Below are 19,765 nucleotides of genomic sequence, written 5' to 3' on the forward strand. Positions count from 1 at the left end.
GGACCAGGCCCTCCGTACCGCGGTCGAATCCCCGGCCGGGGCCCACCGCGCCGAAGGGCCGTGGCCCCGGGACTCACACCAGTCGTCGGGCGGTGGCCCAGCGGGTCAGCTCATGGCGGTTCGACAGCTGAAGCTTGCGCAGCACCGCGGAGACATGCGATTCCACGGTCTTCACCGAGATGAAGAGCTGCTTGGCGATCTCCTTGTAGGCGTATCCCCGGGCGATCAGGCGCAGCACCTCGCGCTCACGCTGGGTGAGCCGATCCAGGTCCTCGTCGACCGGAGGCGCGTCGGTGGAGGCGAAGGCGTCCAGAACAAAGCCCGCGAGCCGGGGGGAGAAGACCGCGTCCCCGTCCTGGACCTGGAAGATCGAGTCCACCAGATCCGTACCCGTGATCGTCTTGGTGACATAGCCGCGGGCGCCGCCGCGGATGACGCCGATCACATCCTCCGCCGCATCGGACACGGAGAGTGCCAGGAATCGAACGGGATCTTCCGGGACCGCCATCAGCGGAGCGCAGCGGCGTAGCACCTCGACCCCACCACCGCCCGGGAGATGGACATCGAGGAGCACGACCTCGGGACGGGTCGCCGTGATCACGGTGACCGCCTGATCCACGTCGGCGGCCTCGCCGACCACTTCCACCCCGGTACGTTCGGTCTCGCCGATCTCCGCCTGCACTCCGGTGCGGAACATACGGTGGTCATCGACGAGCACCACGCGCACCCGCCGCTCGCCGCTCTCCCCTGGCGCCGCTGCTTCGGTCATTCCTCTGCCCTCTCCATGGCCCGCTCCATCTCCAGCTCGACCTCCGTGCCCCCGCCGGGCGCCGGGCGGAGACGGGCCGTGCCGCCGTTGCGCTGCATACGGCCGATGATCGACTCTCTGACGCCCATTCTGTCGTCCGGCACGGAGTCCAGGTCAAAGCCGGGTCCACGATCCCGTACGGAGACATAGACCGTACGGCCGTCGACTTCGGCGAAGACCTGAACGGCACCGCCCTCGCCACCGTACTTGGCCGCGTTCACCATCGCCTCGCGTGCGGCTTGCATTTGTGCGACAAGTCCGTCGTCGAGCGGGCAGTCACCCACCACCACGACCTCCAGGGGGACGCCGTGCTTGTCCTCGACCTCGGCGGCGGACTTCTTCACGGCCTCGGCGAGCGTGTCGGGTTCCTCGGACTCCTCCTTGCCGGTGCCTTCGGGCTTGTAGAGCCAGTTGCGCAACTCGCGCTCCTGGGCGCGGGCGAGTCGGCGGACCTCGCCGCCGTCATCCGCGTTGCGCTGTATCAACGTCAGGGTGTGGAGCACGGAATCATGGACATGGGCGGCGACCTCGGCCCGCTCCTGGGCACGGATGCGCATGGTCCGTTCCTCCGAGAGGTCCTGGCTCATCCGCACCAGCCACGGTCCGGCGAGCAGGGCTATCCCCGCGATGACGGCGATGGCGGCGGTGAGCACATTGCCCAGTTGGGCGGCGGAGCCGCGGACGACGACGAAGACGGTGAAGCCCATGCCGACCAGGGCCACTCCGGCGAGGCCCCGACCCACCTGGAAGAGCCGGCGACGGCGCGTGTTGGCCTCGCTCCAGCGGGCCCGGCGGGCGTTGTCGGCCTGCCGCCACACCAGGACCACGCCCGCGCCGATCAGCAGCGTCGGCCAGACATAGCGGTTGGTGCCGGTGTTGGCGTCGAGGTTGCCCATGAAGATCGCCGCACCGAAGAACAGCGCGATCATGGCGAAGAGCTGCCCCTTGTCGGGCTTGCGGAGCTTACGTCTGCCGTCGCTGGCGAACTCGAAGAGGGAACGCGGCTCGGTCCCCTTACCGCCGAGACCGAGTGGAACCACGATCCAGAAGACCGCGTAGAGCAGAATTCCAAGGCCCTGGGTCATGAACAGCACGAGGAAGACCAGCCGGACCCAGATGACCGGTAGACCGAGATGGCCGGCCAAGCCGCGCGCCACTCCCCCGAAGAAGCGTCCGTCGGCACTGCGGTAGAGCTTGCGCGGCGATGCTTCCTCGGGCGCGGCGGCGCGCGGAGGTGTGGCGGATCGGGGCGTGGCGACGGGCATGGACCGATCGTCACATGAGCGCAGGCCCCGCGGTATCGGGGGCGACCCTGAGACCACCCCGGGAACCACCCCGGGGATTCGTTTCGGACACCCTCGGGATCACCGTGTCGGTGAGCGGGACACCATCAGGGTCGGATCTCAGGGGCGGGCCAGGGTCGGTCTGGGTGCCATCACGGCCCAATGCCCGTCACCATGGACGTATGACTGAGCCGATCACCCTCCCGCGCCAGGTGGTGCACGTATGACCGGGCCGACCGCCGCGCACGGGGCGGGAAGGGGCGGGCAAACGGGACCGGTCGGCTCGGGGGGTGCGTCCGCTGGCGCGCCCCGACCCTCAGGGCCCGGCGCCCAGCCCGGTCAGCAGATCGCCGACCCTCCCGACGGGCGCCCGCTGCGCCGTACGCCCCGCCAGAAGGTCCTGGGCGGGGTCTGCGGCGGCCTCGGCAGATACTGCGACATCGATCCGGTGATCTTCCGGATCGTGATCGGTGTGCTCGCGGTGACCGGTGGAATCGGCCTGATCCTGTACGGCTTCGCCTGGTTGCTGATCCCCCTGGAGGACGAGGAGGAGAACGAGGCCCGGCGGCTGCTCGCCGGCCGGGTCGACGGCGCGGCGCTGACGGCCATCTTCCTCTCGCTCATCGGCTGCGGACTCTTCCTCACCATGTTGAACAGCGGCGGGATGCTCCTCTTCGCCGCGTTGCTCACGCTCACGATCTCGGGCGCGGCCGTGTGGTCGCAGCGCCGCCGTACGGTCACTCCCGAGACCGCCCATCTCGATCCGGCCACGGCACATACGGTGTCCGAGGCCCCGCCGGAGACCAAGGCGCCGCCCACCCCGGAGGGAAGGTCCTGGTGGCGTGACCCCCTCGTCAAGAACCGCACCACGGGTCCCTCCCCGACCGGCTATCTCTGGGGTCCGGAAGACGCCATCGCCGATCCGCCCGGAGAGCGCTCCAAGCCCGCCCCGGGACGGTCGCGGCCCACGAGTCCCCGCCGCATCGGGGGCCTGGTGTTCTCCCTCGCGCTGGCGATGGGCTACCTCGGGACCCGGTTGAGTTGGGACGGCAACCCGCTGGGCACCAGCCTCCAGATCGGGCTGGTCTGTGCGCTGGCGGTGTTCGGCCTGGGGACCGCGATCAGTTCGGTGCTGGGCCGAACCGGCCTCGGCACGGGCATCCTGACGATTCTCACCGCACTCCTCCTGGCGGGCGCCGCGGCGCTCCCCAAGGACATCAGTACCCGGTGGCTGAGTGAGGAGTGGAAACCCGCCACGATCGCGAAGGTCCAACCCCAGTACAGGTTGTCCTCGGGTGACGCGACCCTCGATCTGAGCACCCTCGCCGTCCCGGCCGGGCAGTCGCTCTCCACGACGGCCGAGGTGGGCGCCGGTCGGCTCAGGGTGGTCGTACCGAAGGACGCGCCGGTGAAGGTGTGGGCCACGGCGGACGTCGGCGCGATCTCCCTGCCGGACGATCCCAAGAACGACATCGACATTTCCACCGACCAGGAGCGACGGCAGAGTCTGTCCGCGCCCGAGAACGCCCAGCCGTCGGGCACCATTGAGCTCCGTCTTGAAGTGACCATCGGACAGGTGGAGGTGACCCGTGCCACGTCCTGACATCGAGGACCCCTCGACCGGCCCGTCTGACAGCCCAGGAAGAGGTGACAAGCCGGGCGGAACCCCTTCCGGGGCGCGCCCGCGAGGCGGGGATCAGCAGGGCAGGGGCGGCAAGTGCGTTCCCGGATACCGCAGCAGCCCCCTGGGTGAGTGCGCTACGGGCAGGCAGCGGCGCGGCGATCCGCTGGACCACCTCTCCCCGAGGGAGGTCCCTTCCCGGGTCAGGCATGACTTCGCGCCGGGCAGGCTGGTCGCCGGCCTGACCGCGCTCACCCTCGCCCTGCTGTACAGCGGCGATGCGTCAGGCGCCTGGCACGTCCCCTGGTTCATGGTCTTCCCGGTGCTCACCGGGGGGCTCTTCCTGGCCGGGGCGGCCAGCTTCACGCGCTACAGCGTGCGCCGACGCCGGGCCGCGATGACCGCGTCGAGCGAGAACACCGAGGCGCCCGCGAGCACCAGCGGCAGCCAGGCCATCAGATAGACCAGGTCATTGCCGTAGTAGTACGGCTCGGTCGCCCAGCTCACCGTCAGCCAGAGGCTCAGCGAGATCAGGGCTCCCCCCAGGGCCGCGAGGCGGGCCAGCAACCCTACGAGGGTGCCGATACCGACGGCCAGTTCACCGAGGGCGATGGCGTAGCCGAAGCCCTCGGGGTTCTTCAGGGCGAGATCGACCAGCCAGGGCACGGCAGAGGTGTCCCGGACGTTGCGCATCAGGTCACCGATGGAGCCGGTACCGCTGTCGGCGAGGAACCGACTGTCGGTGAGCTTGTCCAGCCCGGCGTAGACAAAGGTGACCCCGAGGAAGATCCGCAACGGCAGCAGGGCGTACTGGTTCGCCCGCCCCCGCCACCCTTCAGGGGCGCCGTAGCCGGCTGTCGTCCGATGGCTCGCCCTCATGGCTGACTCCACCTCCCGTTGACCCGTCACCTGACATTACGTTCACCCGGGCGGAAAAGCTCACCAGGCGTTCGATTTACGTCGAGAGTTCGGGTGTACGGGTGGGGCGGCGCCGAAGGCGATCCAGCTGGGCGGGTACGGCTTGGACCATGACGTCACCGGACCCGTACCGACTACAGGTGGTCGATCTCGGTGAGGTCGATGTCGACGGTGAAGGGGACCGAGAGCTTGAGCCGGTCGTGGTGGATGCCGGTGAGGGCGTAGGTCCGGGTCACCTCGGAGCGCTCGAAGACCCGGACGACCGGGTGGTGGTCCGCTCCGCCCATCTCCACCAGCCAGAAGTGCGGGATTCCGGCGGCGGCGTACTTGCGCGGCTTGGTGTCGCGGTCCCGGTACTCCGAGTCCGGGGAGACCACCTCGACGGCGAGCACCACATCGGCGACCGAGTAGGAGGTCACCTGGCGACCGGTGACCGCCTCCGAACGGATCACGGAGACATCCGGCTCGGGGGCATTGCCCTTATCGATCACCACGGTCATGTCGCGGGTCGCTCTCAGCTCAGGGGGAGCCGTACGGCGCAGACCGCTCACCAGCACGTCGACCGCAACGCTGTGGAACGAGCTCTGCGGACTGGCGAAGACCAGACCCCCGTCGATCAACTCGGTGCGGGGTGGGAGGCCGGGCAGCGTCAGCAGGTCGTCCACGGTCCAGCCTTCCCGAGGCGGCACCGGCCAACGGGCACCTGACTCCACCGGTCCCGTCGACGGCGTCGACCCGGCGATCGGTTCCGCGGTCATGGTTCCTCCCATGCACGGCATCCTGGTCTGCAATCGAGCTTGGCGAGGCCACACGGCAATGCCGTCGCCCAAAGGAATGAGCGACGGCATCGGGGTTGACCGCGGGGAGGCTCGAAGAGCCTCAGCGGTGGGAGATCACTCCCACTCGATGGTGCCCGGCGGCTTGCTGGTCACATCCAGCACCACCCGGTTGACGTCGGCGACCTCATTGGTGATCCGGGTGGAGATCTTCGCCAGCACGTCGTACGGCATCCGCGTCCAGTCCGCGGTCATCGCGTCCTCGGACGAGACCGGGCGCAGCACGATGGGGTGCCCGTAGGTGCGTCCATCGCCCTGGACACCGACGCTGCGGACATCGGCGAGCAGTACCACCGGGCACTGCCAGATCTCGCGGTCGAGGCCGGCCGCGGTCAGTTCCTCGCGGGCGATGGCATCGGCATGGCGCAGCAGGTCAAGGCGCTCGCGCGTGACGTCGCCGACGATGCGGATGCCGAGGCCCGGGCCGGGGAACGGTTGGCGCTGGACGATCTCGTCGGGCAGGCCCAGCTCTTGGCCGACCATCCGGACCTCGTCCTTGAACAGCTTGCGCAGCGGTTCCACCAGCGCGAACTCAAGGTCCTCGGGGAGGCCGCCCACATTGTGGTGGGACTTGATGTTGGCGGTGCCGCTGCCGCCGCCGGACTCGACGACGTCCGGGTAGAGGGTGCCCTGGACGAGGAAGGCGACGTCCTCGCCGTCAGCCGCGCCCTCGGCCACGATCTCGGCCTGTGCCTGCTCGAAGACGCGGATGAACTCACGACCGATGATCTTGCGCTTCTGCTCGGGGTCGGAGACTCCGGCGAGTGCGTCCAGGAACCGGTCCTGGGCGTCGACCACCTTGAGCTGGACGCCGGTGGCGGCGACGAAGTCCTTCTCGACCTGCTCGGTCTCGCCCTGACGCATCAGCCCGTGATCGACATAGACACAGGTCAGCTGGGAGCCGATGGCCTTCTGGACGAGGGCGGCGGCGACCGCGGAGTCCACTCCACCGGAGAGACCGCAGATGGCCCGCTTGGTGCCGACCTGCTCGCGGATGATCGCGATCTGCTCCTCGATGACATTGCCGGTCGTCCAGACCGGATCGATGCCCGCACCTCGGTAGAGGAAGTGCTCAAGGACCTGCTGGCCGTGCGTGGAGTGCATGACCTCGGGGTGGTACTGGACGCCGTACAGCTTCTTCTCGTCGTTCTCGAAGGCGGCGACCGGTACGACGTCGGTGGACGCGGTGACGGTGAAGCCTTCGGGCGCGGCCGAGCAGGCGTCGCCGTGGGACATCCACACCGGCTGCTCGGCCGGGGTGCCCTCGAAGAGGGTCGAGCCCGGCTTGCTGACGTGCAGCGGCGTCCGTCCGTACTCACGCGAGCCCGTGTTGTCGACGGTGCCGCCGAGGGCGGTCGCCATCAGCTGGAAGCCGTAGCACATGCCGAAGACGGGAACCCCGGCCTCGAAGATGGCGCGGTCCAGGCTGGGTGCGCCCTCGGCGTAGACGGATGAGGGGCCGCCGGAGAGGATGATCCCCTTGGGGTTCTTGGCCAGCATCTCGGCGACGGGCATCGTCGACGGGACGATCTCGCTGTAGACCCGTGCCTCACGGACGCGGCGGGCGATGAGCTGGGCGTACTGCGCGCCGAAGTCGACTACGAGTACGACATCGGGCTCGGCAGCGGGAGACGCTGATGACACTGGCGGCCTTCCGGCGGAACGGGTTTCGGTTCTGCCGATTCTACCGGGGCGCGGAGGGCCGTCCGGCGTCCTCCCACGTTACGGAGGCTCTCGCTCCGTCTCACCATCCGAACCCGGCGTTGGCCTCGCCCTGACGCCGGTCCATACTGTTTTCATGCTTCAGCAGCTGACCTCCGTCTTTACCTATGGCACCGGCCCGTCCGGCTGCCATGGTCGTGCTGTTTGAGCTAGTGACAAACGACTTCCGAGGCGCCCCGGGCCGATATGGCTCGGGGCGTTCTGTCATTCCCGGGCCATTGCCGCCCCGGGGCAGCCCCCTTTCATCAGAGGAGCCCCGCACGATGACCACCACGGCGAAGACGATCACGGAGCAGACCGGCGCCCGCACCGAGGAGGCGGCCGGACTGATCACCGACGCACGGGAGCGGATCGACGCGCTCGACGACCGGATCATCGGTCTCGTTCAGGAACGGATGGCGGTGTCGGCGGTGATCCAGGAGGCTCGGATCACCTCGGGCGGGCGACGGGTGAACCTGTCGCGCGAGATGGAGGTACTGGGCCACTTCCGGGACGCGCTCGGCAAGCCGGGGACGGCACTGGCGATGACGCTCCTTGAACTGTGTCGAGGCCGCGTCTGAGAAGGCCGGCTGCTGCCCGGCAAGGTGGCGTGGCGTATCTGAGTTCGGGTCCGCTCTCACCCGTACGGCGCGTGACCAGTGCCGAGCGGGCTTCGTTTTAACCGGTGTCCGTGCCATCCAGGGGCGGGCCTGGAAGGAAAACCACGCGTGGCTCCGCTGGAGCGTGTGACGTACCGATGGTACGTCGTGGGACCTCGCACCAGCACACGTGACCGGTCGGCAGGGGACAGCAGCCCGGTCACCCCTAGGCGGTCGGCTCCGAGGACGCTCGGGGCCGACCGCAATCCGGTCCAAACGGTTGCGCAAGCCGCACTCCGTACACCACGATGCCAAAAGAAGCGCAACCCACCTCTGCGCAACCCTCCCGCGCGCCCCCACTGCGCCGGGCATCAGACCTTCCTCCCTGCGGCGCACCCCCCGGCGCCGCACCGTCGGCACCGCCGCCGCGCTGACGCCGGCGCCGACGAACAAGGGCCCCGCGGACAGTGTCCGCGGGGCCCTTGGTGCCGTACCGGACTCATTCGTCCAGCACGTTCCACATCACCGTCCGATAATTACACGGACTCACCCATCAGCCGAAGGACATTCCGGCGTAGGGATCAGGCTCTCCTGTCCACGGGTCCAGACCGAGAGCGCGCAGACGCGTTTCCTCACGATCACCCAGGTACATTACCGGCGCGGAATCCCATATGTCGTTTCCACTGAGCGGTGATTCCGCAAGCTCGCCGGAAATGACCGCTCGGAGAAACTCAACCATTCCGCAATCGTAGGTGGCCCAGTGCGGTGAAGAGTGCCTGCCCCAGACCACCACCGGCCATTTATCCGGGTCTTCCCCAGAGATGAGCCAACAGAGAATGTCTCCATCGCTGTCCACGCCCCAGGCGATCACGTCACCATCGGTGCGCAAAGGCTCGGAACCACGGGCGTTCTCGGTCTCCTCCTCCATGGCATCGATCAAGCCGCCAGCTTGGTCGACTTGAGGGCTGAGGACCCGGAGGTACTTCACAAATACACCCGTTCCGTATCTGTGCAGAAAATCGACATAGTCCGCTGGAAAGCGAACCCCCCACTTCTGGCAGGCTGCCGACCAATCCACCGCGTCTCCACCAACCCCAGCAGGAGCGATCAGACCATGGAGCGCTTCAGCTCCGGACGATTGGCTCATCTCCTCATTCCACCTATCTCATGCCACCGACTGGAACGGGCCCAATGTTGGGTGGCCGATCGCTGGTTACCATGCCGATATTCTTCCAGACCCCCGCAGAGCTCAGGAGAGAATTCGGCACGACTTCATTGACGATGGAGAGGCCGGGCCTTCCATCAGCGGTCACTCCGTGAGCGTTCATCAGGAAGGCGACGGGTGCTGTTCGCGCTCCGTTGTACTGTGGCGTGACTCGATAGTGGACGATCTCACCAGCGTCGGTGGCGTCCTTCACCTGTTCCTCGAAGAACACCATGCTCTCGTCGATCCGGCCGGGACCCCTCGCATTGGTGTTGGCCTGCCGGGTGCAGGTGGCCAGATTGTCAAGGTCTGTACCGGAACCACCCAACTGCTTTCCGATCAGATGGCAGTTGTTGATTGCTCGATCCGGGGACAATCCGAGGAATCCGGCATAGCGTCCCGCCCATTCGTACCCCGGAGGCCGGATGTGGCTTTCCGTCTTCGAACCGGGGTTGTCCGCTATGTAGGCACTGTCCAAGCAGGCTTCCCCCTCCACAGCCCTACTGCCGTTGCCGGAGTCCCTGGGCGTCAGATCGATCCACCCTCGACCATCCCGGCGGCAGTCCCGACGGCGTTGGTCGTCATTCCCCTGCCCCGATCCCGGGTCCACACCCGGTGCGGGGTGTGTTTCCGGAGCCTGGGCGGGGTTGAAGTCCAGCCCGTCGATGAGGTCCAGCATCTCCAGCGCACCGACGACCATCTTGAGACCGTCGCCGGGCTGCCAGCCGCCGCCCTTCGGATTCCAGTCCGGCCTCGGGGCCGGACGCACCGGAGCAGGGATCGGGCTACGGCCGTTGTTGGGGTTCTGGTCGATCACCGGGCGGGGCGGGCGGACCGCGGCGCGGACGGACTGGGCGATGCCGCTGCCGGTGCCGGGCCGGGTGAAGACCCGCGGTTGCGAGACGCTCCCGCCATTGCCGCCACCACGTCCGGTCGACTTACTGGTGGAACTGCTGCTACTGCTACTCGCCCCCTTGCTCAGGGCGTTGACCTGGGCCTGGATAAGGCTGGCCACCGCACTGGTCCCCAGCGCGCCGCTGAGGGGGTAGGCGGCATCGGGGGACGAAGAGGGTTCGTAACTGTTCTCCTTGTAGGCCTGGTAAGCCTTGTCTGCCTCTGTCAGGACATAGCCGGCCCCGGCCGTTATGGCTACCCCGGCGCCGACCGCCTTCCAGGCTGCCGCCGCCCCGATGACCACTGGAACGAAGACGATGTGCCCACTGGGGTCAGTCCCGTTCATCGGCGAACCGCCCGCGTACGAATAGCGGTTGGACTGCTGGGTGACCGGGTCCAACTGCCAGGTGTCCCTCGATGCGAACCCGCCCGTGCCCGGCTGGTACCAGCGGGAGGCCATGTTCACATCGCCCGACGCCGGGTCCGTCCAGCCCGACTGGTAGCCCAGCGAGCTTCCCGTACCCGAGGAGGCCGTCACCTCGCCGAAGGGCGAGTAGGCGGTGGAGTTGGTGACGGTGAGGCCGTTCGGTGTCAGGCCCGCCACCAGGTCGGTGTGGTTGTCCGTGACGGACCACCGCTTCGTGGTGCCGGTCTCCATCGCCTGGAGACCGCCCCCGGGCTTGCGGGTGAAGTGGTTGGTGCCGTCGCTCATCAGGTTGTTGGAGCCGCCGTCGTAGGAGAACGACGTCGAGCCGTGCCCGCGCACCCGGTCCAGCGAGTCATAGGCGAAGGACGCCGACCCGTCGCTGATCTTGCGCTCAAAGGCGTCGAAGGTCAGATTGCGGGCCGGTGATCCGGTCGCGGTGACCGAGGAGAGGGTGCCGCGAGGGCTGTAGCTGTAGGTCGATGTGCCGTCCGTCAGCAGCCGGTTGCGCTCGTCGTAGGTGGCGGTCGAGGTGCCTTCCTTGGTTCGGTTGCCGGCCGCGTCCCACTCGTAGGCCGTGGCCGTCGTCCCCTTGGTCCAGGACGTCATCCGGCCGGCCTTGTCATAGGCGTAGGCGTTGGTGCCGGCTCCGGCGGTGCCCGCGGTGTTCTTCTGGGTCACCCGGTCTTCGTGGTCGTAGCCGTAGGTGGTGGACGCCTTCTCCACCAGTTCGGCGGCGTCGGTGATCCGGTCGGTGGTGAGTCGGCCGAGGTCGTCGTAGCCGTACTTCCTGCGCGCCTCCGAGGTCCAGCCCTGGGCGCCGCCGAGGTTGGTGGCGTACTGCTCGATCAGCGGTCGGCCGGCGGCGTCGAAGTCGTGCCAGACCTGTCCGCCGGTGATCGAGTCCCAGGTGTGGTCCAGGCGTCCGGCGGCGTCATAGCCGAAGGTCGCCTGCTTGCCGCCGGAGTCGCGGCTGGTCATCAGGGAGTCGCCGTTGTAGGCGTAGGCCGAACTGCCGCTGGGGCCGGTGCTGGAGAGCAGTTGTCCCCGGTCGTTGTAGCTGTACACATTGCGGCCGGTGGTGCCGTCGGTCCCGGCGGCGGTCATCCGGCCGGCGAGGTCGTACTCCAGCTTGCGCGCCGTGGTCGCGGCCGCTGAGCCGGTGCCGGTCTCGCCGGTGAGCTTGCCGAGCGCGTTGTACGTGCGGTCGCGCCGCACCCCGCCCGGCAGCAGGTCGGCCACGCTCTGGCCGGCCGCGTCGTACGCGGTCTGCCAGGTGCGGTCGGCCGCGTTCGGATGGGCCGTGGTCGCCGGTTCGATGGTGGAGTCGGGCAGTTCCCAGGCGGTGAAGGTGTAGGAGGTGGACTTGCCCCGACCGTCCGTCAGCCGGGTCCGGCTGCCCAGGGCGTTGTAGCCGGATGCGGTGGTGATGGTCGAGGTCGCCGTCACGGGTTCGACCATCTGGGTCACCCGGCCGAGGGCGTCGACCGTGTACTCGGTACGGCTGCCCGACGCCGAGACGGAGGCCGTCTTGTGGCCGTCCGCGTTGTACTCGGCGGAGACCGAGCGGTGTGCGGTCGAGCCGGTGCCGAAGTCGCTCCCTCCGGTCAGATTGCCCAGTGCGTCGTAGCTCATCGTCGAGGTACGGCCGGTGGCGTCGGTGGTCTCGATCTTGCGGCCGAGGCCGTCGTACACGGTCCGGCTGATCCCGCCCAGCGGGTCGGTCACCGCCTTGACCTCGCCCACCGCGTTGTGCTGGGCGGTGGTGGTGTGTCCGCCGGGAGTGGTCGAAGCCGTCTGGTGGCTCGCGTCGTCCCAGACATAGCGGGTGATCAGGTTCTGGAGCGTGGGATGGCGCTCGACCGCGGTCGTGGACACCTGACGGCCCAGTTCGTCGTAGGTGGCCTCCGTCTTGGCCCCGATCTGGTCGGTCACCGAGAGCTGGAGCCCGGTGGGCGTCCAGGTGTGGCGGGTCACTCCCGCGCCGTCCAGATTGACCTGTGCGGTGTTCAGCGGGTTGGGGGCCCGCAGGCCGGGGCCGGCCAGCAGGGGTGTCGTGAGCGGGTCGGTCTTGGTGAGGAGGTTGCCGAGTTGGTCGTAGACGAAGCTGGTCCTGCGACCCAGCGGGTCGACCGACGCCTTGACCTGGCCCGCCTTGTCGTACTCGGTACGGGCCACCGCGTTGATCATGGTGCCACCGGGTGGGACGTATCCCGGCAGGTGGACCGCGGTGGGACGGCCGGTCTTGTCGTACTCGGTACGGGTCAGCTTGCCGCGTGCGTTGCGGACATAGGTCGGCTCGCCGGCGTTGTTGTAGCCGGTGAGGGTGGTGGGCCGAACGGTCTCCGCCGTACCGCCTACCTCCTCGGTCACCACCGGGGGCTCCTTGGTCTCCACCAGGCGGCCCAACGCGTCGAAGCGCTGGCTGGTGGTGAAGGCGGCCGCGTCGGCGCCGGCGACATTGCCGCGCGGGCTGACGGTGGTGAGCCGAAGGCCCCGGTCGTCATAGGTGCTGGTGGTGACCCGCGGGGAGCCGGTGCCATCGGTCAGCGACGCCCGGGTGGGGTTGCCCGCCAGGTCGTACTCGGTGGTGGTGGTGAGCTTCTTGCCCGCGCTGTCGATGGACCGGGTCGACTCGGTCACCAGGTCATCGGCGTTGTAGGCGAAGGTGGAGACGCGGTTGACACCGGCCGGATCGACGACCGTGCGCGTGGTGCGTCCGGTGGCGTCGATGGTGTGGACGGCCGTGGTGCGACCCCCGCCCGTCACCTGCTGGGTCAGATGCCCGGCCGGGTCATAGGAGTTGGACTCCAGGACGATGTTCCGTTTGGTCGCGTCGGCCTGGGTGATCTGGCGGGCCGTCCTGGTCGCCAGGAGGCCGTCGTCGTAGTAGGTGAACGCGGTGGTCGCTCCCATCGCGTCGGTGGAGGAGGCGAGCCGGCCCGCCGGGTCATAGGCGTTGGAGGTGACGACCAGATCACGCGGGGTGCCCGAGGGGTCCCCGGTCCAGTTCTTCAGTGTGGTCTCGGCGAGCTTGCCGAGGGTGGTGAAGCGGTGGGTGAAGTTGGTGCCCACCTCGTTGGTCTCGCTGATCACCCGGCCGAATCCGTCGTAGACGGTGGCGATGGTGCCGCCCTCGGGGTCGGTGACCAGGTTCTGTCGACCGAACGCGTCATATCCGAAGGTGGTGGTACGGGCCGCGTCGGCGCCGGTGGTGTCTTCCAGCGACTCGGTGAGGATCGCGCCGTCCGCGTCGAAGGTACGGGCGATCTTTGTGGTGTGGACGGTGCTGACCAGCTCGTTCTGTACCCCTGGACCGGCCTCCCGGACCACCTTGGACAGGGAGTTGTAGCTGTAGGACGTGGTCACACCGGCCGGGAAGGTGTCCGAGACCTGGGTCTCGGTGATCTTGCGGCCCAGTCCGTCGTACGTGTAGCGGGTGATCAGCCCGGACGGGGAGGTGACCTGGGCCGGGTCACCGCTGGCGTAGTAGCCGTAGGAGGTGACGGCGCCGGCCGCGCTGGTCTTGGTCTTGAGCAGTCCGGCGGGGGTGGTGCCGCCACCGGTCGCGGGCTCGGTCCCCGCGGTGTAGGTGGCCGTGCTGGTACGGCTGTCCGCCTGTCTGCTCGAAGTGGGCAGGCCGAGGGTGTTGTATTCGTGGGTGGTGCGGAAGCGTGTGTCCGAACTGCTGGTGGAACGGGCGTCGGACTCGGTGAGCTTCTTGCCGTTGCGCTGGTCCAGCGGGTCCGCCGCGTTGTTGTGGTAGGTGGCGAACGACGTCCAGCAGGAGTTGGGGTCCCGGCATGTGGTGCGGGAGATCGGATCGCCCGACGCGTCATGCCCGGTGATGACGGAGTGCCCGTTGGGGTTGGTGACCGTGTGCGGGAAACCACCGGTGTCATACGCGTAGGTGGTGAGCCCACCGTCGGCGTCCGTCACCGAGAGCGGACGCTTGCCCCGCAGTGCGTCATAGCTGGTCCTGGTCGCCTTCCCGGCCGGGTCGGTGACGGTGACCGTGGAGGCGAGCGCCGAGCCGCTGCTGTACTCCCGCGCCCGGAAGTGGGTCGCGACCTGCTCGGCCGTCAGCGGGGTGTCGTAGATGGCTGCTTCGTCGAGCTCACCGGTGAGGCGGTAGGTGCCCGAGGGGACGCCCATCCAACCGGAGCTGGCGTATCCCGCGCCCAGGTAGGCGTGGCCCACGGCCTGGTTGGCGATGGTGCCGGTCAGTGAGCCGATCTGGGCACCGTCGAGATAGAGCTGCTGCGTGGTGCCCGAACCACTGAGGACCACATGGTGCCACTCGTTGTCGTTGACGGCGGCCGGGGAGACGATCGGGGTGGCCCCGGCGGCTCCGCTCACCCAGAACTGGCCGCGTAGCCTCCCCGCCTGGTCGATGTTGAGGACGGGTCGCCAGGAGGTCGGTGTGGTGCCGATCGGCTGGTTCTGGAAGCCGAGCAGTACGCCCGATCCGGTGGTGCGGAACCAGAGTTCGGCCGCCAGGGAGGTGTCCCCGGAGACGATCTCGTCGGGAATGGAGACACTGCCGTTCCCCGCGAGGCGGACGGCACCGCCGTCACCCGTACCGAAGATTCCGGTGCGATCCAGAACGGCCTGCTCGTAGCTGCCGTTCGCCCGACCGCCGGCGCTCTGGCTCCGGGCGGTGGTGCCTGAGGTCTCGTCCATCCGCCAGTAGCCCACCGGTGCGTCACCGACGACCGTGCCCCGGTACTGGACGCTGTCACCGCCGACCATGGCGTTGCGCGCCTTGAAGTGGCGCACGACGGCAGCGGCGCTCAGCGGTGCCTGGTAGACGGCGACCTCATCGATCTGACCGGGGAAGTAGCTGACATCGGCGGGTGAACTGGGCCAGGTTCCGCCGGCGAAACCGGCACCCACATAGGTGCGCTTGTTGCCCTGGTGGTTCACCGCTCCGGTCAGCGTTCCCTGCCGGACACCGTCCAGATACAGCGTCTGGGTGGTGCCGGACGCGGAGATCACCGCATGGTGCCACTTGTTGTCGGTGACGGTGTCCGTCGAGCCGAGCCGCACCGGGGTGTTGGCGGTGGTGGAGAAGAACTTGCCGTGGAGTTTGTTGTCGGCGCCGACATAGAGGACAGGGGTACGGGCGCCCGTGGCGGTCGTGGCGTCCTCGATGGAATTGACCTGGTCGCCGACGAGCACCCCGGGTTTCGCGGTGCGGAACCAGAGCTCGACGGCGAGGTCGGTGGAGTGGTGGAGGACGTCCTCCGGTATCTCGGCGTAGTTGCCCTGGCCGAAGGCCGCGGAGGTGTCATCGCCGTCGGCGAAGGCTCCGGCGAGGCCGAGGTCCACATTGCCGTGGTACGAGCCGTCCGTGCCGTCGCCGGTCTGGCTGTGGGCGGTGCCGCCGCCGCGCTCCCCCAGCCGCCAGTATCCGCCCGGGTTCGATGCCCGTACGGAGTCGGAGTAGGCGGCGGAGCCGCTGCTGAACTGCTCGGCGGAGACCTGCCAGACGCCACCGTCCTTGTCGGTGGTGCTGGTGACACGGCTGCTGACCGGGTCGTACTGGACGGTGGCGTGGGTGCGGCCCGAGGGCAGCACGGTCTTGGTCATCCGGCTGGCGACGGTGCGCGCGTCATAGTGCTCGCGGACCGTGCCGGGGTCGAGGTCGTGCCGGTAGACGGCCACCTCGTCGATGGAGCCCTGGAAGTGGTGGGCGCCGGTGGTGGTGCCCGTCCAGCCGGAGTTGCCCCAGCCGCCGCCGACGTAGGCGTGCTGGTCGTCCCGCATCTGGACGGTGCCGGTGAGGCTGCCGACCGCGACGCCGTCGAGGTAGAGCGTCTGGGTGGTGCCGGCGCTGCTGAGGACGGCGTGGTGCCACTGGTTGTCGGTGACGGTCTGGGTGGAGGTGATGGGCTGGGCACCCGTGTGCTCGGCCGTGTAGAACTGCCCCCGCAGCTTGCCCGCCGCGTCCACGCTCAGATAGGGGCTGAAGCGGGTGGGTTTCTGGCCCGGCTCGGAGTCCTGGAGCGTGGCGAGGACGCCACCCGCCTTGGTCGTCTTGAACCACAGTTCGACCGAGACCAGGGCGGAGGTCCGGAAGGTGTTGTCGGGCAGTTCCAGGACGGAGTCGGTGCCGTCGAAGGTGGCGGCGGTGTCCGTGGTCCCGGCGACCGCTGACGGGGAACCGAGGCCGACATCGCGGTAGACGGCCTCGTTGAGGCCGGTGCGCGAGGGGGCCTCACTGCTCGCGGTGGACCCTTCCGACTCGCCCAGACGCCAGTAGGAGACGGGGTTGGAGTCCAGCACGCTGGCCCGGTAGAGCGAGCCGTTCTCATAGGTGTAGAGCGTGCAGGCGGTGGTGGACGCGGGCGGGCAGACCTTGGTCAGCCGATTGCCCGTGTAGCTGTAGGTCCAGGTGAGGCCGGGGGTCGTGCCGTCGATGGCGCTGGTGGTGACGGACGAGACCCGATCACCTGACCAGGTGAAGGAGATGCTGCGGCCGGAGACGGCGTCCGTGGCCCGGGTCAGTGGGCCACCGTCCTCCATGGTGCGCTGGAGGTTCTGCCCTCGGCCCGCGCTGTCGACGATACGGGCGAGGAATCCGGAGTGGGCGAAGTAGTAGGTGTGCCCGGATCTGTCCCGTAGCACCCAACCGTCCACCTTGCGGCTGAGCTTGGCGGTGGAGCCGGACGGTCCGGCGTAGCCGCCACCGGGGTTCTCTCCGTACCGGACCTGGGAACCGTCGGCCACCGTGATCAGCACGGACCTGGTCTTGGGCTCCTCACGCAACCGGGTGTCCCAGCGCGTGGTCCAGCCCGCGCCGAAGGCCCCATCGGTGCGGGGGTCGAGCGAGTTGTAGGTACGGGTCACCGCCAACTCGGGACCCACGGTGCTGATGGTGGCGTCGGTGGCGGCGGTGGTGTAGTTGCCGGTGCGCGCCCCGAGTTCGGCTCCGGTGTCGGCGCCCCCGAGATGGCTGGTGATACCCGGCTGCGGTACCTCGGTGGTGAACAGCGCGGGACCGGGACGGGCCGAGGTCGACGCGCCGTCATAGGCGTAGGGGTACCAGGCGTACGTCTTGCCCCAGGAGAGCCAGCTGGCGGGCACGGCCCACTGCTTGCTGCTGCTCCGGGTGCCGAGGCGGCAGTTCTTACGGGTGTTCTTGCCCTCGGTCTCACAGACCTCGAACTGGTACTGAAGGGCTCCCGGATAGCGGTCCTTGTCGGTGCCGGTGGCCCAGAGCGTGGGGGTGAGCGAGTCGAGGACCACACCGCTGGGCGGGGACGCGGCGGTGATCTGCGGTGGAATGTTGATCGCGGCGAAGTTCACGGCCGGGCCGGGAATGCCCACACTGGTGAAGCGGGTGACTCCGACGTCGTCCATCGTCCACTGGAGGGTGTAGGTGCCCGGTGTCAGTGGGGCGATCTTCGCGCTGAGGGTCACGCTCTCACCGGGTGAGACCGCGGTGGGCAGCGGGGTCCAAAGGATCTTCGCGCTGTCGGTGATCTCGTTGTCAGCGGAGTCGAAGAGGTTGTAGCGGAGCTTGATGTTGCCGCCGGCCGGCCAGGTGTTCTGCCCCCGGTTGGTGACGGTGACCTGCATCGCGCCTTCGGCGGTCGCGGTCACCGGGGTGGTGAACTCGCCGAGCTTGTAGGTCGCTCCGTACGGGGTCCAGGTGATGTCCAGGCTCGGCTTGCCTGCCGGGTAGTCATCGGAGCCGAACTGCTTCCAGCCCCTGGTGTCGGTGGCGGAGGCCTTGACCGCCAGGCCGTAGTTCTTCTTGCGGCCGTGGGTCCAGTCGTCCACCAGTTTCCGGCCGGCGCTGCCGAGCTTGATGCTCTCCCAGGCCGGGCCGCAGGTCCAGGGCGTGGTGCCAGGAGGCCGCCAGCCGTTGGCGAAGCTCTTGGAGGCGAGGGACGGTCCGGTGGCCGGGCCCGGATACCGGGTGGTGGTGCTCTCGGCCCAGTTGGAGGTGATCGGGTGGATGGTCACCGGACGGGCGGTGCAGGAGTACGACCAGGTGTTGTAGAGCGCCAGGTTGGCACTGAGCACCCAGGCGTTGTTGAGCGTGGTCTCCACCCCGCTGAACCTCAGGAAGGAGGCGGCCTTGTGGGTGCCGTCATGGGTGCCGGCCTTCAGCACGGTGTCCGTGGAGTAGTCGGCGTTGTACGGCTGCTGCACATACGTCCCCGAGGTGGCCTGGACCGTCAGCAGCGAGGGGTCGACCCGGACGGGATAGGCGCGCTCGGGGGCGTCGAGCCACTTCTCATCCAGGGTGACGGTGAGGACCTGACGTCCGTTCGACGTGCTCAGGCCGTAGCTGACCCGGTCGGACATGGCCCCCTGGTTGGCGTTGTGGTCGGTCTTGGAATCCTCCATCCAGCCACGGGGTATGCGAGCGCGCTCCTTGCCCGCGCCATCGGTGAAGACCACGGCACCCTGGGCGTCGAGAGCGGCGGTCAGCCCCCGCAGTGCGAGGGGGAAGCGCCACTGGGTGGGCGCCGCACGGTCCTTGAGGACCAGCGTCTCCTTCACCGAACCGGTGCCGGAGAGAAGTTCGAGATCGGCGGATGGGCGAACGTCGGGGTAGGTGACGGTGTTCCCGGCGGCCACACCACGGGCGCGGGCGGCGCCTTCGACTCCATACGCCAGGGAAACGTTGTCGCCGACCTGGATTCGGGCAAGTTCCGCCGCGTCGGAGTGCTCGGCGAAGGTGATTCCGGCCGGAGCGGAGCGTGGTTGCCAGGGTTGTCCGGCGCTGCTTCTGGCCTGGGGTCCACCGGCTCTGACCAGCGTGGTGTCGATCTTCTGCCAGTTGCCGTCGGCCTGACGGAAGTTCACCGGCTCGTTGTAGTACCGGGTGGTGAAGGAGCCGTCCTTGTTGCGGAAGGTGGCGGCCGTCTCGGCGCGCTTGCCGGGGACTTCCTTGCTGGTCTTGGCGTCGAACCCGGCGGGGTTGTCGGGTGCGGGCGGGGAGACCGAGGTGGCCTTGCCCATGGCGGGCGGCTTGGCCGGGTCGGGGAAGAGGCGTTCGGTGACAGCGGGTTCGCGGGGTAGTTGGCCCGGGGCGGCCAGTGCGCCGTCACGGCCCCCCTTCGCCGCCGCGTCCGTGGCCGCCCCGGGGGCCCGGTGGCTTCGACCGTCCGCGGACCCCCATCTCTGATCGGGTGCGTCAGCGGAGGTACTGCCTGGTGGTCCTAGGGGTTGGCCGACGGCTAACGCGGCCTGCTCCGTCCCGGTGATGACGGTCATGAGAAGCGCTGCGGACACGACTAACGGACGTATGGCACGCAAAGAAAAAGCCCCCTCAGAAAATCGTGGAGGCTTCCTTACTAACGACCTTCACAGATATCGCACAAGAAGGCCACAGCCAGTCACCCGTTCGAATGTGACCTGGGTCACGCGATTTTTGGGAACCAATCGCCACCAATCCATGTAGCCACCATGGATTATTACCGGGAAATCACATGTGGCGCACGCCACATAAAGTTTCTG

Annotated in this window: 10 protein-coding genes; 3 read left to right on the top strand and 7 right to left on the bottom strand. The window is 68.4% G+C overall.

The genetic code is table 11. The features are described from left to right. Nucleotides 1–73: 73 nt before the first annotated feature. Together NBG84_RS14060 and NBG84_RS14065 are read right to left on the bottom strand one after the other, a co-directional pair. Nucleotides 74–769, bottom strand: a complete 696-nt coding sequence (locus NBG84_RS14060) for a LuxR C-terminal-related transcriptional regulator (RefSeq protein WP_250919720.1) — start codon at nucleotides 767–769, stop codon at nucleotides 74–76. After that, nucleotides 766–2,073 (bottom strand): PspC domain-containing protein, encoded by a 1,308-nt coding sequence (locus NBG84_RS14065; protein WP_250919721.1) that lies wholly within the window; start codon nucleotides 2,071–2,073, stop codon nucleotides 766–768. Before NBG84_RS14065 ends, NBG84_RS14060 begins: the two co-directional genes overlap by 4 nt. A gap of 241 nt (nucleotides 2,074–2,314) precedes the next feature. On the opposite strand from NBG84_RS14065, the gene NBG84_RS14070 reads away from it, so the two are divergent. Further along, nucleotides 2,315–3,694 (top strand): PspC domain-containing protein, encoded by a 1,380-nt coding sequence (locus NBG84_RS14070; protein WP_250919722.1) that lies wholly within the window; start codon nucleotides 2,315–2,317, stop codon nucleotides 3,692–3,694. Then, nucleotides 3,681–4,175, top strand: coding sequence for a hypothetical protein (locus tag NBG84_RS41095; RefSeq protein WP_308312060.1), 495 nt, complete (start codon nucleotides 3,681–3,683; stop codon nucleotides 4,173–4,175). The genes NBG84_RS14070 and NBG84_RS41095 overlap by 14 nt, the downstream gene beginning before the upstream one ends. Here NBG84_RS41095 and NBG84_RS14080 read toward each other — a convergent pair. The 3 genes from NBG84_RS14080 to guaA form a co-directional block, all read right to left on the bottom strand. Next, nucleotides 4,082–4,591, bottom strand: coding sequence for a DoxX family protein (locus tag NBG84_RS14080; RefSeq protein ID WP_250919723.1), 510 nt, complete (start codon nucleotides 4,589–4,591; stop codon nucleotides 4,082–4,084). The genes NBG84_RS41095 and NBG84_RS14080 overlap by 94 nt on opposite strands. A 173-nt stretch (nucleotides 4,592–4,764) precedes the next feature. Continuing rightward, a complete protein-coding gene (locus NBG84_RS14085; RefSeq protein WP_250919724.1) occupies nucleotides 4,765–5,388 on the bottom strand; it encodes a Uma2 family endonuclease in 624 nt (207 codons plus the stop codon). Nucleotides 5,389–5,523: 135 nt separating this feature from the next. Then, on the bottom strand, nucleotides 5,524–7,110 hold the full coding sequence (guaA, locus tag NBG84_RS14090; protein WP_250919725.1) for a glutamine-hydrolyzing GMP synthase: 1,587 nt from the start codon (nucleotides 7,108–7,110) through the stop codon (nucleotides 5,524–5,526). 341 nt (nucleotides 7,111–7,451) lie between these two features. On the opposite strand from guaA, the gene NBG84_RS14095 reads away from it, so the two are divergent. Beyond that, a complete protein-coding gene (locus NBG84_RS14095; RefSeq protein ID WP_250919726.1) occupies nucleotides 7,452–7,748 on the top strand; it encodes a chorismate mutase in 297 nt (98 codons plus the stop codon). 571 nt (nucleotides 7,749–8,319) lie between these two features. Here the strand turns inward: NBG84_RS14095 and NBG84_RS14100 are convergent. Next, nucleotides 8,320–8,913 (bottom strand): SMI1/KNR4 family protein, encoded by a 594-nt coding sequence (locus tag NBG84_RS14100; protein ID WP_250919727.1) that lies wholly within the window; start codon nucleotides 8,911–8,913, stop codon nucleotides 8,320–8,322. A gap of 13 nt (nucleotides 8,914–8,926) precedes the next feature. Further along, on the bottom strand, nucleotides 8,927–19,267 hold the full coding sequence (locus NBG84_RS40625; protein WP_425608635.1) for a LamG-like jellyroll fold domain-containing protein: 10,341 nt from the start codon (nucleotides 19,265–19,267) through the stop codon (nucleotides 8,927–8,929). Nucleotides 19,268–19,765 lie beyond the last annotated feature (498 nt).

The organism is Streptomyces albipurpureus (assembly GCF_023701525.1).
Lineage (GTDB): Bacteria > Actinomycetota > Actinomycetes > Streptomycetales > Streptomycetaceae > Streptomyces > Streptomyces albipurpureus.